At 38.2% G+C, this 16,921-nt stretch carries 15 protein-coding genes; 3 read left to right on the forward strand and 12 right to left on the reverse strand.

The window, feature by feature from the left end; genetic code table 11:
* Position 1: 1 nt before the first annotated feature.
* The 7 genes from TSYNT_RS07310 to cdaA all read right to left on the reverse strand — a co-directional run bounded on the left by TSYNT_RS07310 (position 2) and on the right by cdaA (position 6,460).
* The gene (locus TSYNT_RS07310) at positions 2–532 is read right to left on the reverse strand and encodes an FmdE family protein (RefSeq protein ID WP_059032823.1); all 531 of its coding nucleotides are present in this window, start codon (positions 530–532) and stop codon (positions 2–4) included.
* 105 nt (positions 533–637) lie between these two features.
* Complete coding sequence (locus TSYNT_RS07315; RefSeq protein WP_059032824.1) at positions 638–1,225, reverse strand: class I SAM-dependent methyltransferase; 588 nt, start codon at positions 1,223–1,225, stop codon at positions 638–640.
* Positions 1,215–1,757, reverse strand: coding sequence for an ECF transporter S component (locus tag TSYNT_RS07320; protein WP_059032825.1), 543 nt, complete (start codon positions 1,755–1,757; stop codon positions 1,215–1,217). The genes TSYNT_RS07315 and TSYNT_RS07320 overlap by 11 nt, the downstream gene beginning before the upstream one ends.
* 310 nt (positions 1,758–2,067) lie before the next feature.
* Positions 2,068–2,835 (reverse strand): hypothetical protein, encoded by a 768-nt coding sequence (locus TSYNT_RS07325; protein WP_059032826.1) that lies wholly within the window; start codon positions 2,833–2,835, stop codon positions 2,068–2,070.
* Positions 2,836–3,061: 226 nt separating this feature from the next.
* Entirely contained in the window at positions 3,062–4,411 is a 1,350-nt protein-coding gene (gene glmM, locus TSYNT_RS07330) for a phosphoglucosamine mutase (protein WP_059032827.1), read from the reverse strand.
* A 17-nt stretch (positions 4,412–4,428) separates the two neighbouring features.
* Positions 4,429–5,643 (reverse strand): CdaR family protein, encoded by a 1,215-nt coding sequence (locus TSYNT_RS07335; RefSeq protein WP_059032828.1) that lies wholly within the window; start codon positions 5,641–5,643, stop codon positions 4,429–4,431.
* Positions 5,636–6,460: a diadenylate cyclase CdaA gene (cdaA, locus tag TSYNT_RS07340; protein WP_059032829.1), complete on the reverse strand. Its 825-nt coding sequence runs from the start codon at positions 6,458–6,460 to the stop codon at positions 5,636–5,638. Before cdaA ends, TSYNT_RS07335 begins: the two co-directional genes overlap by 8 nt.
* Positions 6,461–6,631: 171 nt before the next feature.
* On the opposite strand from cdaA, the gene TSYNT_RS07345 reads away from it, so the two are divergent.
* Genes TSYNT_RS07345 through TSYNT_RS07355 form a run of 3 tightly spaced genes read left to right on the forward strand, consistent with a single transcriptional unit; the run spans position 6,632 to position 7,897 of the window.
* The gene (locus tag TSYNT_RS07345) at positions 6,632–7,069 is read left to right on the forward strand and encodes a nucleoside recognition domain-containing protein (RefSeq protein WP_059032830.1); all 438 of its coding nucleotides are present in this window, start codon (positions 6,632–6,634) and stop codon (positions 7,067–7,069) included.
* A 24-nt stretch (positions 7,070–7,093) separates the two neighbouring features.
* Positions 7,094–7,537 carry a nucleoside recognition domain-containing protein gene (locus tag TSYNT_RS07350; protein WP_059032831.1) on the forward strand — a complete coding sequence of 148 codons (444 nt, stop codon included), beginning with the start codon at positions 7,094–7,096 and terminating at the stop codon, positions 7,535–7,537.
* Between the two features lie 42 nt (positions 7,538–7,579).
* Entirely contained in the window at positions 7,580–7,897 is a 318-nt protein-coding gene (locus TSYNT_RS07355; RefSeq protein WP_059032832.1) for a MazG-like family protein, read from the forward strand.
* Between the two features lie 9 nt (positions 7,898–7,906).
* Here TSYNT_RS07355 and rho read toward each other — a convergent pair whose 3' ends face one another.
* From rho to TSYNT_RS07380, 5 genes are all read right to left on the reverse strand, one after another.
* Positions 7,907–9,175, reverse strand: coding sequence for a transcription termination factor Rho (gene rho / locus TSYNT_RS07360; protein WP_059032833.1), 1,269 nt, complete (start codon positions 9,173–9,175; stop codon positions 7,907–7,909).
* Positions 9,176–9,692: 517 nt separating this feature from the next.
* A complete protein-coding gene (locus TSYNT_RS07365; protein WP_059032834.1) occupies positions 9,693–10,292 on the reverse strand; it encodes a hypothetical protein in 600 nt (199 codons plus the stop codon).
* Between the two features lie 117 nt (positions 10,293–10,409).
* Positions 10,410–13,376, reverse strand: coding sequence for a S8 family serine peptidase (locus TSYNT_RS07370; protein WP_059032835.1), 2,967 nt, complete (start codon positions 13,374–13,376; stop codon positions 10,410–10,412).
* Positions 13,377–13,404: 28 nt separating this feature from the next.
* Positions 13,405–15,282, reverse strand: a complete 1,878-nt coding sequence (locus TSYNT_RS07375; protein WP_059032836.1) for an S-layer homology domain-containing protein — start codon at positions 15,280–15,282, stop codon at positions 13,405–13,407.
* 191 nt (positions 15,283–15,473) lie between these two features.
* On the reverse strand, positions 15,474–16,856 hold the full coding sequence (locus tag TSYNT_RS07380) for an S-layer homology domain-containing protein (protein WP_059032837.1): 1,383 nt from the start codon (positions 16,854–16,856) through the stop codon (positions 15,474–15,476).
* Positions 16,857–16,921 lie beyond the last annotated feature (65 nt).

Here is a 16,921-nt window from a genome sequence, read left to right on the forward strand (position 1 = left end):
CTTACCAACCTCTAGAATAATCATCAAAACAGTCTAGGCACACGGGATTATTATTTACCATACGTATTTTATGCTCAGGAGCGCCTTCGCCGCATTTTGTACATTTTATTGTATTAAATATCCGAGCCTTTTTCGGCAAATCAAAACCGGGATTCTTAAATTCAAACAGTTCTTCAACGGGGCTTTCCAGGATAGCTTTCTTGCGCTCATCCTTTGAAAGTTTATCATTATCATCCCTGGGTTTTAATACTATACGCAATTTTTGTCCTGTGTCTCGTCGGAAGAAAGTAAAAGCCTGTTTGCCTGTACCTCGGTATATTAAGTTTCCTTTACCTAGCGTACATCCCGTAACAACCTGGACTGCGTCAACGCCGCACGCATCATTTTCTGTAACGCAAACTATTTCTTCATCTTTAGAAAAATTTACACCGAGTTTTTCCCGCGCCGCTTCGCATACTTTAAATCCGATAGCAAGACCCGGGCACTCATGACCGTGAAATTCCACACATTTTTGCCAAAGCTGCTCATCCATAAAAAATCTCTCCTTGTGATTTAGTATAAAGCGATACAAATAATGAGCCAAGACTCATAAATTTTAAGACTTCATGGCTCATTACAGTCTCTGCGACCTAATTACTTATTTTTTACCGATAACTATAAACATCTCTTCGCTGTCTATAGTAAAGAAAGGTTCAAGCCCTGCCTCTTTCATAAATCCCTCTATAACATCTGCTTCAGGCAGGTCATCGTTATTTACCGCATCAGAGCTTTTTGTATGGAGCTCATTTATAGCTTTTCTGCTCTGGGAGTGAGCTATTACAAGCCTACCGCCGGGCTTAAGAAGCCCTGCCATACGAGATATCACTTTTGGTTTATCTTGAAAGTGAGGGAAAACTGAGTAGCACATTATAACATCAAAATGGTTTTTAGGAAGATGCACATCGTAAATATCTCCCAGAACAAAACGAACATTGTTAAAAGGGTGCTTCTGCTTTGCAACCTCAAGCATCTTTTCCGCAAGATCAATGGCTGTAATTTCTCCCTCATCACCTATCATTTCATGTATATAGGGAATCATAACACCTGTTCCTGTGCCTACATCTAAAACGCAATCACCTTGTGATATCCCTGCCGCTCTAGCTATATATCTAAGTTTTGCTTCATCATGGTTGCACATCTGGTCCCATTTATCCGCTACTTCATTAAAAAATTCTCTATGGTTCAAGGGTATCCCTCCCTCTTGCCCTTATTTGATATTTCTTAAGCAGCAAAACTACTGCAGGAATAAATATTAATTGAATTGCTATTCCTGGCAGCCCTTTTGTAATACTTGCAGCAATAAAGGCGAAGGGTGTGGGGAATTTGGCACCGAAAAATGTCGTGAGCATCCATACGGCAACACCGGATACAATGCGGCCTAAAATCATGCTGCAAACTAAGGATATATAAACATTTTTGTGAAGCTTTCTATACATAAAACTTGTCACATAACCATAAGCGGCAAGTTCAAAAACCATGTAAGGCATTACCGGAAAAGCAGGAGGCATGCCGGTAAAAATAGAACTTAAAATTGGTGTCAAGGCTCCTACCGCCGCTGCAGCAGGCGCATCCAAGAAAAATCCCGAAAGCAAAACCGGTATGTGCATCGGCAAAAAGGTTGAACCAAGTCCTAGCACATGAAACATCATCGGCAGGACAATTCCGAAAGCGGTAAAAACACCTGCAAGAGCTATCTGGTATAAATTATCATTTCTCAAATTTGGCACCCCTATCTGATTATTATTTAAGAGAAAATAAAAAAACCATGAATAAAGCCGTTTCATTCAGCTAAACAGCTTAACCTTCATGGTTTGTCTACTTTATGGCCTTCATGACCATTTGATAAAATTTTAACATTTGCTTCTCTTTTTGTCAACACAAAGTTTGTCGCGAGCAGATAAAACTAAATACAAAAAGGTGGGTTTCTTGAGCTGATCCTTGTCAAGTAGATAATCTAATTTTAATTAATTAGACTGTCCACTTTGAAAGTATCATACATATCTTTCTCCTACCTTTAATATATTGGATCTACTTAAAATATATAGCAATAAAGCCCAATACAACTGTTACTATTAACCCGAAAGCCCACTTTTGCAGTCCGCTAATTTCTTTATGGATATCATTGAATTTTTCATCTACTCTATCAAACCTTGCATCAGTTTCTTTTCTTATGGACTCAAGCCTAATATCTACTCTATCAAATCCAGAATCGGTTTTATCGGATAGGTCTTTGATCTCCTTATGAACTGTGTCAAACCTAGCATCGGTCTTATCTGACAGGTCTTTGATTTCCTTATGAATCGCCTCAAACTTAGTATCAGTTTTATCTGATAGGTCTTTAACTTCCTTACGAACTGCTTCAAACTTGCTCTCGGTCTTATCTGATAAGTCTTTAATTTCCTTATGAACCGCATCAAACCTGGCATCGGTTTTATCTGACAGGTCTTTGATCTCTTTATGAACTGTGTCAAACCTAGCATCGGTCTTATCTGATAGATCTTTGATTCCCTTATGAACTGCTTCAAACTTACTATCGGTCTTATCTGATAGATCTTTAATTTCCTTACGAATCGCCTCAAACTTAGTATCAGTTTTATCGGATAGGTCTTTGATCTCCTTATGAACTGTGTCAAACCTAGCATCGACCCTGTCAAATTTTGCATCCATGCGATCTCTTACATCGTTTATTTGTTGTGATAGATAAAAATATCCTGATTCATAAATCTTGGGTTCATGAGTTTCGTTTTGCCGTTGTTCACCATTACCGCCGGCAATTTCTTTTTCTGCCACGCTCATCACCCCTTCCTCCGCTTAAAACCATTATATCATTAATTACCGTAAGTTTCCATAAAGCCTTCCATTTCTCTGTTCTTTCAAACAGGCTTAAAGCTTATGTAAAAAAATCCGGCATAGCATATCAAAAGGCACCGGGAGTGATAAGGTAATGTTAGAGCTTTCAAATGTGAATGAATTAAAAAGGCGAATAATTCAGGTTCCTAATTATTCGCCAACTCTTTTTTATTTATCTCAGTTCTTCTTCTATCACTTGGGCAACAGATTTTGCTACTTTTTCGATTAAATCTTGCTGTTCACCTTCTACCATTACACGAATAAGGGGTTCTGTGCCTGAGGGGCGAACTAAAATTCTACCTCTGTCCCCTAACAAAGCTTCATTTTCTTTTATGACTTTTTGTATATGCTCATTTGTGTCATAGCCTGTCTTGTCTGCTACTCTTACATTTATCAGAACTTGGGGGTACACCTTCATTACTTGCCTTAGCTCGGAAAGCTTTTTGCCTTCATCTACCATTACATTGAGAAGATTTACGCCGCTTATCATTCCATCTCCTGTAGTATGATAGTTTAAGAAGATTACATGGCCTGATTGCTCTCCACCCAAAGTGTATCCGCTCTTTAGCATCTCTTCTAGAACATAGCGATCGCCGACTTTAGTGCGGACTAAATTTATACCTGCCTTCTTCAGTGCCACTTCAAGACCCATGTTGCTCATTACTGTAGCTACTACAGTATCTTTTTTTAAGAGTCCTTTATTTTTAAGATATATGCCACATATAGCTAAAACATGATCACCGTCGACTATCTCTCCCTTTTCGTCAACTGCAATCAGTCTATCCGCGTCTCCATCAAATGACAGCCCAACATCTGCTCCAATTTTTTTAACATACTCGCAAAGGCTTTCCGGATGGGTGGAACCGCAATTAACATTTATATTAGTGCCATCTGGCTCATTATTTATTATGTAGACATCCGCCCCCAGTTCTTGTAAAATCATGGGTGCTACTTGGTAAGATGCTCCATTGGCACAGTCAACTGCTACTTTTAAACCTTTAAATCTGGTGTTGTCTCCTATTACAGATTTCACAAAGTCTATGTAGTGCCTTGCCGCATCATCTTTTGTATAGATTCTGCCAACGTTCGGACCAATCGGTGTGTTAATAGTGCCACTTTCATCATCCAGCAATGCTTCGATCTCATCTTCTAAAGCATCGGGCAGCTTATATCCGTCTTTATTGAAAAATTTTATGCCATTGTATTCTACGGGATTATGAGAAGCCGATATTACAGCTCCTGCATCAGCATTAAAGTAACGTGTAAGATAGGCTATTGCAGGTGTTGGCATTACCCCGACTTTTAAAACGTCAGCACCTTGTGAGCATATGCCGGCCGCCAGTGCAGCCTCTAACATATCTCCGGATATTCGCGTATCTTTGCCAACTACAATAATTGGCTTCTCATGAAGTTTTGACAAAACATGTGCTCCGGCGCGGCCCAATTTGAAAGCTAAAAGTGGCGAGAGATCTTTGTTAGCTACTCCTCTGACTCCATCTGTTCCAAAAAGCCTAGGTTTCATTTAATTTCCTCCTTCATTTATTGCGAAATTTCGCTAATGACAACATGAATATCGCTCGGCTCTATTTTAATAATTCTGTAAGGCCTAGAGATATCTCCTTGAACTTTGACTGTATGTTCTCCTGCCGTAAGTCCTGTAAGATCGATTTTGAGCTTTACCATGTTCTCATTTACTTTATCAATGATACTATTGGGACCGCTGACTGTCAATATTAATTGAGTCTGTTCTACACTTGCGCTCAAACCGGAAGCAATACCTTCTATAGTAACATTATCGCTATTTAAATTTAATGTTGTTTCACTGAGTTTTTCAATTTCCACAGTAACTTTAGCTGTCCTTACATCCTCGTCAAAGCTTGTAATACCATTAGGAAAAATCAGATCTACATCAAATGTTGTCGTAGAAGTTCTGTCTTGGATATTTATAGGCTCAGTTGTAATTGATTGGACATTAGCAAGCTCCTCTTCACTGCCGGTTACGATAATCGACGGTGGGTCTATCCTGACATCTCTGATGATATATCCCTCCGGTGGATTGCCTTTTATATTCGGGATAATCTGTGTATTTGCCACAGGCACTATTGGAACTGTAACTTCTACTGTTTGAGGAGTAAATGTAATTCTCTTTTGTTCTTTTCCGTTTTTATCTAAAACTTTAAATGGGAAATTGCCTATTATCGGCTTATCTTTGCCTGATACATCTATATATACAACGACCTTATTTACTGCCTCGACAGCACTGCGCGGGCCCTTAACTGTGACATATTGAGGACTAACTTGTGCTGGCCTTGCGGCAAAGCCTTGAGCAGTGGTGCCTGTAACTTCTACTGTAACAGGCCGCTCTTCTTCGATAACAGCTTCTAGTGTTACCAATATTTCTCTCGGGTAAACATCTATTAGTTCTATATTTGGCGGCACGACCACATCAACGCGAATGAGGTTTTCTCCCTCAATCCGTCCTTTCATGTTCATTTCGGCACTGATATCGTCTGATTTCAGATCGGAAACCAGGCTTCTGCGCCCTCTAACTTTAACATTCACCTTAAATTCTGCTGATTCATCCTTTAGGACCAGCTTTTCTTCATCAAGGTTTACTAGCTTAACGGGAACATCTTTTATAATATAAGTTACTTGAGGATTTTGTTCATTCATCACATATAGCCACATTAAAACTGCCAAAATTATCGAGAGGATTTTAATTGCTGTATCATCATCAAATAGTCTTCTATGCATTATTCTTCCTCCACGACGACCATATGGATGGTCTTTTCTCTTTTATTTCGTAAATATCCCTTAGCATGTTTTTAAGTGTTTCTGCATCTAAATAGCGGGTAAGCTTTCCATCTTTTGCCACTGAAATTACTCCTGTTTCTTCTGAGACAACAACTGCTACCGCATCAGTTTCTTCTGTAATGCCTAAAGCGGCTCTATGCCTTGTTCCAAGTTCCTTGCTTAAATTAGGATTTGCCGTAAGCGGAAGATAGCAACTCGCCGCCATTATCCTGTCATTTCTTATTATTACCGCTCCATCATGCAATGGTGTATTGGGAATAAAAATATTTATAAGAAGTTCTGCAGAAACCCGACCTTCTATTTTAACCCCTGTCTCAATGTATTCGTTTAATCCAGTCTGTTTTTCAAGGACAACAAGGGCTCCTATTTGCTCTTTTGAAAGTTCTTCTGCAGCTTCTGCTATACAGTCAAAAAGTTGATTCATTTCATCTTCGGCCAATCCAAATAAGGGTGTTGAAAAAAGTTTACCCCTGCCTAATTGTTCAAGAGCTCTTCTAAGCTCAGGCTGAAATACCACAATAAGCGCTATTACTCCTACTGTCATTGCATTGCGCAAAATCCAATTTATTGTGTAAAGTCCCAGCCATTCGCTAAGTTTTGTAGAAACAACAAGAACCACCAAACCTTTTAAGAGTTGCACGGCCCGAGTGCCTCGAATCAGCTGTATAGCTTCATAAGAGACAAAAGCTACTATAGCTATATCCAGTAAATCTCTTAAACGAAAACCTTTGAAAAGCTCAAGAATCTGTAAAGACATGTTTTCACCCCATTGGCACTCTTTTTATTCCTATGAAAATATTATAGCATTTAATTTTGATTTAGTATATTATAGAAGTCTTCTGCTGGCCCTTTTACGTTTATTGTTTAAATGATATAATACTTTATAGTTATTAAAAATCAATGTTAAAAGGAAAAAGGAGGAGATTTTTTGCAGGATACAAAGAGGAATACTCCTTTTGACATATTAAAGCGCGGGCTATTGTCAGGTCTTGGTGTTACATGGGAACTTTCCAAAATCTTGGTTCCTATTTATTTTATAGTAACGTTCCTTAAGCATACTCCTATTATTAATTGGTTTTCAGATATGTTTGCACCTGTGATGGGTTTTTTCGGCTTGCCCGGGGAGGCGGCAATAGTCCTGGTTATGGGCAATGCCGTAAATATGTACGCAGCTGTGGGTGCCATGGCATCACTTAGTCTTTCTCTTAAAGAAATATCGATTTTAGCTATCATGCTGTCATTTTGCCACAGTCTACCCACCGAAACCGCCCTGGCAAAAAAAATAGGCCTTTCGGGCATAAATGTAATATCAGTCCGGGTGATTCTGGCAGTAATTTCGGGTATTATTTTTAATGTATTGCTGTAAAAAGTATGGAAAGGCGAGTGTATTATGCTCAACATATTAACCGAAGCTATTTTAGGCAGTATAAATTCAGTTAAACAAATAGCCCTTATTGTAATTCCGCTTATGGTAGTAATGGAAATTTTAAAGAGTACAGGTATATTTGATAAAATTGCCGAGGCATTTTCTCCTTTAGTCAATATATATGGAATGAAAAAAGAAGCCGGATTTCCTTTAATTATTGGGATAATAATCGGGCTTTCTTATGGAGCCGGTATCATATTTAGATCGGCAAAGGAAGATCATCTGACAAAACGTGATCTTTACTTGCTCACATATTTCTTGGTCGCCGCTCATGCCGTTTTTGAAGACACTGCAATCTTTATGGCCTTTGGAGTAAATGGCCTTCTTCTTTTTACTACGCGGCTTATTGTAGCTGCACTATTTACATTTTTGGCATCAAAATTTATAAAACCAGATATAGAATTATAATACTTAAAGAATAATACTTAAAGATCGAGGTGTTTTTTGTTTATGGAAAATAATAACTATAAGGTAATTAGTTTGCCTAAACTTAACGGGCTTACTCCCACTTTAGAATCAACTGCTTTAAAGCTGATGGAGGAGGCAGGGGAGCTTGCCCAGGCTATAGGAAAGTTCCGCGGAAAAAGTGGTGAAACCGTCTGGATGGATGAAGAAAAAATCGTTGATAAAATGGCTCAAGAACTTTTAGACGTGGCTCAGGTCGCTGTTTCGATGATGTTTGTTTTAGAGGAAAGTTATGATATAGATCTTGATGAAAAAATAAAAGAACACATTGAAAAACTCAAGTCAAAAGGTTATATAAAATAAAATTAATTCTTATGACTTTCCGTTTTGCAATTCATTAACCAGTGTTGCTAAATTTTCGTAGAATTCTCGATTAGTTTTTGTTTTTCTCAAGCCGTTTATTACTATAGACGCAGCTTCAACATTGTCAACTGAGGCAAGAGCTCTCCTTAAAAGCCATACTGCTTCAAGTTCTTCTTTAGATAGCAATAATTCCTCGCGTCTTGTGCCAGACTTCTTTATATCAATAGCAGGATATATTCTACGTTCTGCCAATTTTCTATCAAGGTGTATCTCCATATTTCCTGTCCCTTTAAATTCTTCATATATTACATCATCCATTCTACTGCCGGTTTCGACTAAAGCCGTAGCTATTATGGTTAAGCTGCCGCCCTCTTCGATATTTCTGGCTGCACCAAAAAACCGCTTAGGCTTGTGGAGCGCGCTTGGGTCAAGACCTCCGGACAAAGTACGGCCCGTTGGTGGCACTACAAGGTTGTTGGCTCTTGCCAGTCGGGTGATGCTATCCATTAAAATTACTACATCCTTGCCACTTTCTACTAAACGCTGTGCTCTCTCTAAAACCATATCTGCAACTCTTAAGTGATTTTCCGGCAGTTCATCAAATGTGGAGCTTACTACTTCTCCATCCACTGACCGTCTTATATCAGTTACTTCTTCAGGTCTTTCGTCAATCAATAGCACTATAAGTTGAATTTCAGGGTAGTTTTTTGCTATGCTTTTTGCTATATTTTTAAGCATCATGGTCTTTCCTGCTTTTGGAGGGGATACTATTAGAGCTCTTTGGCCCTTTCCTATTGGAGCAATCATGTCGATAATTCTTGTAGAAAGTTCCTGAGGATCGTGTTCCAACACAATGCGCGAGTTGGGAAAAATCGGTGTAAGAGAATCGAAATGATAACGGCAGACGGCGTGCTCCGGGTCTAAGCCGTTTACTGCTGAAATTTGCAGAACAGCTCGATATTTTTCCCCCTCTTTGGGAGGTCTTACGTTTCCTGAAATCATATCACCGGTTCTTAGATGAAAGCGGCGGATTTGAGATGGAGACAGATAGATATCCTCATCTGAAGGCAGATAATTCTCAATCCTTAAAAAACCATATCCGTCAGGTAGGATTTCTAAAACCCCTTCAGCCATAGCATTGCCATGCTCATCGGCAGCTTCCATTATTTTAATTATAAGCTCGTGCTTCCGATATTTATAGTAACCGGGAATTTTCTTTTCCTTTGCAATTTCATGTAATTGAGCTATTGTCTTTTTTTCAAGTTCTGTAATAATCAAAACTTCACTCCTTAAAATTTAGTAAAAATGCAACAAAAATTTCAATGTTCAGCCTATATAAAATCGGGCTAAAGAGATAAATATAAGTTAAAGTCAATTTTTAATAAGCAAGGATCATTTTTGATATTTGAACTAAAACAGGAAAATAAATGATGAGTGATAAAGCGCTAGGTTGGAAAGAAATTCCAAATGAAAATTAATTATACATAAGTTAAAAAAGAGCCCTCCATGGGGCTCTTTTTTAAGATACACCGAGGAGGATTTGCCTTTGCTTTAATTATAGCATCTTAGGCAAACTACGTCAACATTGGACGTGTCTCGTTTCTTTCTTGATCTGATAAGTCTGTTACTATCCACAAGTTCAACTTCTACTATATACCTTTATATAGGGTATCGGTATTTTGACCTAGCCATAGGTCATTCTGAAGGCAGTGAAAGATATCACTTATATGCGCAAAAGTCAACAATGTATTCAGGATGAAAATCGCTGTCAGTTTGAACTAAATAACAGCAGATTCTATCTGTTTATGCCAGTTGCTTTTTTACCACTAAGTTTTGACTTTATAATTATCATCGGTCTTTCTTTTGCAATATCTAAATCTTTTTGACTTGCTGCCTTTATTATGTGTTTGCCTCCGCAATTTTTGCATATAAGTTCTATTTTGTCAGTTCCAATATTCGCAGTTACAGCATAACTGCCACATTGGCACTGAATTTTTTTGTTTTCTGCCATATCATGAACATGATTTATCATTTCATACATTATGAATGGATTCGTAAAATAATCGTCAAAACCCATCTCGCGCATTAATGCTTCTACATCCCGACGATGCTTTTCGGCAATTGCCTCTATGTCTTCCCTCGGGCCAACATATCCCAGTTCATTACCGCAACCGGCACAACAGACTCTATACCCTCCGGGCTTATTAAGAGAGGCAAGAGTAAAATTAAATTTACTATATTCTTTGCACTGGTCACAATACATCTTCACAATGATTTCTTTCTTATTCCGATATACAATTAATGATTTTTGTTCATAACCTTGAAACAGGCTTACGGGAACGACATTTATATTGCTGCCTTTGAACAAAGCTATGAAAAATCGTGCATCTATCATTTGCACCACCAAATCAGTAAGATTTATTTACACATTATGATGATTTATCCCTTCTACTTAGTTTTATTCTACATGAAATTAAGAACTCCTTCTTTTGTAAGCAGAGTTTTTTAATTTCTAGCTATTTATTCTTACTATAAGCGGTGCATATTTTTCATCATAAATCTCAACGGTTTCTATAATAACGCTCTGGTGAATCAAGGCTTTTCCATCTACCACAAGATATTTTACACCATTTACTAAAATATCAGTATTTACCGGTCTGTTGGTGTCTTTCTCTTTTACATATAAACTCCCATCTTGAGTAATTTCTATTTTAAGCATTTTCTTTCCTACAACGAATCTCAAAGGAATTCGTGAAATGCATGTAGGATTTGAGTTTTCAACGACTATATAGCCTCTAAAATCGGAACCTTCCTGGGGTATGTTCACAAATAAACGGGGTTTCCATTCATACCCTGCAGGCAGATTTCCGTTAATATCTTGTATATAAACGTTCATTTTATCTGTAAGAATTTGAGTTTTGATTTTAATATTTGCCGATTTATCAGGTATGGAAAAGCCATCTACATACACTACATACTCTCCCGCTTGAGGAGTTTTGATATGTATGCTTTCCTCCATAGAATCGGCTTTTCCGGAAAATGCAATTTCCTTATACAACTCATCAGTATCTTTTTTATACAGATATATATCTATATCGCCCTTTGCTGCGTTTTCGGCGGCTGAATTTATGTACAGATCCATGGTATTTTCAGGCACCTTAAATGCAGGTCCTCTGACAAGTTTACCATCTTCAACTTTTATCGTCTCCGAGATAATTCCTTCGTTTTTCTCAGCAAGGCCTGCCCCTTCAAGTCTTCCTTTGAAAACGCCGCTGCCATTTTTCAGTAATATTTCTTTTGAAAGATAATTTTCCCCTTTTCCCACTGCAAAGGAAAGCTCTTTTACATCCGAAAAAATCCCAAAAGCCTCAGACGACAGCTGATAGGCTGTTTTTACAGCTCCGAAATCTGATAAATTATAATCAGAAACTACAACGGCTTCCCAAATTCCCGGTTTTGGCTCGGTTGCTTTGAATACCGTACTTTGTTTTGGTGAAATATAGTCTGATCCTGCTGTATCTTCATAAACCTTTTGCCCGTTAGGATCATAAACATATAGCATAGCTCTGCCCATATGGGGTAGCGTGTTGTCAATTTTTAAAGTGATATCAAGTTCTGACATTCCGGATGCTGTTTTAAAGAAATAACGCGTCCAATGGCAAGGCGAAAGCTCACCTTTTAATAAAATCTCGCTGGTTTTTCCAAGGTCATGTGGTACAACTGCCGTTGTTGTAAAGCTTGCAACGGATTTTCCGCTTAATTTATCGTAACCCGTTATTTTGGTATTATAAAGCCCCGGGTTCTTCGGAAAATCATAAGAAAACATAACTTCTGCTTTATTTGTTGGTGCAAGCGTTACTTCATTTTTATCTGTGCTTGCCCACTGTTGGTCTGATTCTAGTTTTATTGTTTGTAAACTATCAGATAAATTTGCAATTAAAACTTTCAATTGAGCCTGCAGTTCATCGCGGAACATGATACCTTCTATATACTCTTGCGAATCTTTCAAACTCATGGCTGCCTTTGATGTATTAAGTAAATTCCCCTCATTTACTAACATATTCCAACTTTTTACAACATCGATAAGCCCACTGCCCTGCTCTATTTCGAGATAACCATCGATTTTCCTTGCGCCGGCCTCCAGTGCTTTTATGACCGATCCTGAAGAAGTGTCCAGCCCGGCGGCTTTTGCCTTTTCAAGTATAAGCGCACAGCTGCCGGAAGCAAAAGGCGCTGCCATACTTGTGCCGTCCATCAAAAAATAACCGCCGCTGTCCCAAATATTTGCAGTTGATATAACGCTGGAGGGAGCAACTACTGTGGGTCTTGATGTGCCATGGCCTACGCCGGTATAATACCATAGTGTTTCAGTGGGCACGTTAGCATTGTAGTTAATTTTCCAAAGGTTAGGGGACATATATGCGCCTACCGTAATTACATTGTCAATTCCACTCATGTCGTAAGCTGTCGCGAGACCGGGGCCGCCATTTCCTGCCGCTATAACGATAATGGCATCGCTTTTGGCAGATAAATCTTTCAAAACTTTGGCTTGAGCATCATGGCTTGCTGTAGAAGATATTAGGTTTCCGATACTGACATTTATAATATCTGCTCCTTGGCTTGAGGCGTATTCAATCGCCTTAAAGATGTTGTCCCAATTTCCATCTCCGGAAGATTCAACAGCTTTTAACACCATTATTTCGGCACCCGGAGCCGTTCCTTTAAGGTTTCCGTTTGCTCCTAGAATACCTGCTACATGGGTTCCGTGACCATTGCCGTCAAAACCAAGTTTTATAAAATTACCATTGCTTTCGATATCGGCAACTACAAAGGAGGATTTTTCAATATATTCAGTTAAGGGATTGTCAGTGCCAAAAAAACCAACATCGTGGTTTTTTGCATATATTTTTAAAGGCTCTTCATCAGAAAAATTGAAATTTTGATTAGTGTCTACATAAACTGTGTCATATATGCCGGAAAGCTCTTCGTCTGCTACTAAAATTCCAAAAACACCGTTGCTTTTTCCGTCTCTGTTTACATCCTGGCATATAGGACTGTTTTCGCTAATTTGGCTTTCTTTAAATGTTCCAAGATGTAAAATGCCTGATTTAGTTTGAACTTCGCCAATAGCGTATTGATTTTTATCAATGCTAATTTGATATCCGTCAGGAGCAGCTGCAACTTTTGTTTCGACTAAGCCTTCCTTTGTAAAATCAATATAATCAATTATTTTTGAATTCCCATCAGGAGTTTTTTGAAGATCGGGGTGGCTGGCATCCACACCTGTGTCGACTATTGCCACCTTGATTCCTCTTCCAATTGCTCCGAATTGTGCTTTAAATTCATCTGCTTTAATGGTCCGTAAAGCCTCATGCATTCCTATACTTACATCGAAGGTAGGCTCTTGGCCACTGGCAGGCGCGGCAAAGCACAACGTCCCAACTAATATCAGAGCAAGTATTGAAATGTACTTTTTCATAGCAATCATTCCTAAATTCATTTAATGTTTAATCAGAGATAGTAAGATCATGTATGGTATCTGCGAAAAACAAGCCATTGTCATAATCGCCTATGCAAATAACTTCATCTCCGACTAAAATTTTACTAATTCTTACTTCCCTGTTGTCTTTGTAGAAAATAGTGTCACTAGTATAATACACATGCTGGTTGCTCTTTGTCCCATCACTGTTTTTTACGCTTACAACAATAACTTTTACATCTTCATTGACGTTAACAACTGTTCCGGTTAAAGTTTCTTTTACATTTTTAACCGTTACATCAATCCTCACTGCCTCGTTATTTTCCACTTCCACATCAACGTAGTAGTTTGGTCGAATTTCCGTAGCATCTATTCGCTCTCTATCTTTAATTATTTCTGTATCCCTGGTTATGGTAATTACATGCTCTTTTCCATCCTCATCCACTACCGTAATGGTATCCTTGCTGTCTGTAAATGTTACTGCTTTTACTGTGCCGCTGACATCCTGTTCTGTACTTTCGGCTACTATTTTTACAACAACATCATATTCTAAAGTCAATTCTACTTCGTCGTCTGTTTTAAGATCACTAATATCAGCGCTTTTGCTATTTTTGCGTATAACCGCATCCTCATCTACTTCATAATCATGTTTCCTGCCATTATCATCTTCAATGGTTATTGTAGGATTTTTGGTGGAAAAATCGATATCAACTATAGTCCCTGTCACTTCTTTTGTAGCAGACTCAGCATTAATTTTTGTTACTTTGCCATCGGTAATCGTTACAGTTGCCGTATCGCCGATTACCAGTTTATATATATCGGTGGTTTCTCCATCGCGAATTATCTTAGCATCTGATGCTATTGGGTAGCTTTCATATTTTTCGGTATCATCATTTTCTATTGTCAAGACCTTAGTAGAAGTATTTATCCCTCTTATAATCCCTTCAATGGTCGCAGTTCCGGTTGTAGTACCAGAGGTAGAGCCTGGCTCTTCATCGCTGTAAGCTATTTCAATATATGAGGCTGTATTTCCATTTGCTATTATGCTTACTGTATTTCCTTCTTTTATATCAGCCAGCGACGCCTTGCTAAGCGCACCGTCTTCATCTTCTTTATATATCACAGTGCTGTAAGTATTTATAGTATATGTTTTAGTTGCTCCTGTGCTCAATTTTACTTCAACAGAGGGCAGTAATGTTGTATCTACTTCCTCAACCGTTCCTTTAACGATACTGCTTGTGATATTTCCGGCTTTTATCATATTGTTTAGGACTGCAGCTACTTGAGCTCGAGTAACTTTGTCATTTGGCTTAAAGCTTTTATCGGGGTATCCCTGCATTATGCCCTTTTCAACCGCAATCTCAATATAAGGTTTTACCTCAGGCTCTATAAGGTAACCATCTGTAAACGACAAAGAAACAGTTAGGTTAGTACGGTTTTTAGCTTCTGATTCAAGGCCTAGAGCTCTTACCGCAAAAACCGCAATTTCCGATCTTGTTGCAGCATCAGCAGGCCTAAAGTCTTTAAGGTCATCTCCGGAAATAATACCCTTTTCTACAGCTACTGCTACATATCCTCTTGCCCAAGGTGCAACAGAGCTTGCTTTAGCAAAAGTCGACGGAATGCTCTTGCCTGCCGCCTCGCTCTCCCACCCCATTAATCTTACTAACATAGTAATTAGTTGTTCTCTCGTAACAGAATTATCCGGGCCATAACTAGTATCGCTCATCCCTTTTACAATACCTAAAAGATTCATTTTTTCTATGTAGGGACGGGCCCAATCATATTTTGCCGCAGTTATGTCTGTAAATGTGGCAGCCGCGGCCGGTGTTAAGCTTAATGATGAAATAAGTAAGGCAATTGCCAATAAGGCAATAGATATCTTTTTTGTTCTACTTATCTTCATAAAAAATTCTCCTCCATAAAAATATTATCTTAAGATATTCTACAACTGTTGATATTTATCCTCTTTTTTTGAAGTTTTTGTTCTCTAATAAAAAGTATGCTCCCTGATGTAAAAGAATTTTATTGTTTTAAATATCTCTTACAAGGGAGCATACACATTACCGGCCTTTCAGGACAAAACCTTTATTTAAATTACTTATACTTCAGCTCTTCACTTGTTTCCACTTCGATTTCTATCGCCACATCATCTTTTGCTTTTATTTCAGCGTAATCTCCTTCTGTAATACCTGACAACTTTTCATCTTCACCATCAATGATAACTTTAGTGTCATTGTTAATATAAAATGTTTCAATATCTTCAGCTTCTAATAAAGCAAAATCAGTTACTTCAATCATCGGGCCTCTCATATAGATGGAAGCTTCATCTATCATTTTACCAAAAACGACAATTTTTTCGTCTACATAGTCTTCAAGTTCATCAATTTCTCCAATAAGCACGTAATGGCCTCGCTGAGTTTCGAGTTCATAGTGGCGACCTTCTATATCATTTACCCTTAGCACTCCTACAAACCCTTCTTTGTACTGGTCATGCACAAACAAGCTAATAGACTTTTTAGCCTTATTAACATCTACGACTAAACCTTTAACGGTTGTAGTAGCTTCATCAGCTCTTTCTGTCACTTGGATAAATATTACATTTTCATTTTTATCGAGAATAACTTTAACTGTATCTCCGATATTTAAATCCTTTAAGCTGTAATATTTTCCATCAATATAAACAGTGGCATGTTTTAACACATTATAAGTTACGGTTTCGGAATCATTTTCTAATGTTATTGTGAGTTCATCAAGATCAATATCTTCTATGGTGCCTGCAAACATATTCTCCGGAGCAAAAAACACGTCTAATCTGTCCATTAATACAGCCATCTCAGCCCTTGTAATAGGTTCATTCGGTTTAAATGTGCCATTTGTATCGCCTTCCATCAGACCCAGCTTTACGGCAACATATACATACCCAATCGCATTTTCGGGTATTGCCTTGGCATCTTTAAATGGAAGTTCCTCATCCATATGTTCTGTGGCTTCGCTTTCCATGTCTAATGCCCTGACTATATACCGCGCTACTTCATAACGTTTTGCAGGAGCGTTTAGATTAAAGCCTTTTAGTTCTTCGGGTTTTATAATATTCTTTTCTACAGCCAAAGCTACATAATAATAGGCATCATCCCATGGAAGTTTAATTTTCTTAATGTCATCATTGATTGTTACATCTTCTAGTTCTTCTTCGCATCCCATTACCCTTAAAGCCATTATGATGGCTTCTAAATGGGTAACGTTATTTCCCGGCCTAAATACACCTCCGGGATATCCCAAAATAACACCTTGATTGCACATTCTCTCTATGGCATCTTTTGCCCATTTAAAGTTTTCATCTACATCGTTAAATTTTGCCGCTTTTTTTAACTGACCGGGTGAAAGGTTGCCAGCTTCCGCCCCAAAAACCGGTAATGTGAAAACAATAAGCAATGCTGCCGCAAGGAACAGAACACCTACTTTTCTGCAAGTCTTCATTATTAATATCCTCCTTTTCCAAAAATTTTCTCACTTTTGTAAGTTGAGATATCGTATATCTATTT

Source organism: Tepidanaerobacter syntrophicus, from assembly GCF_001485475.2.
GTDB classification, from domain to species: Bacteria; Bacillota; Thermosediminibacteria; order Thermosediminibacterales; family Tepidanaerobacteraceae; genus Tepidanaerobacter; species Tepidanaerobacter syntrophicus.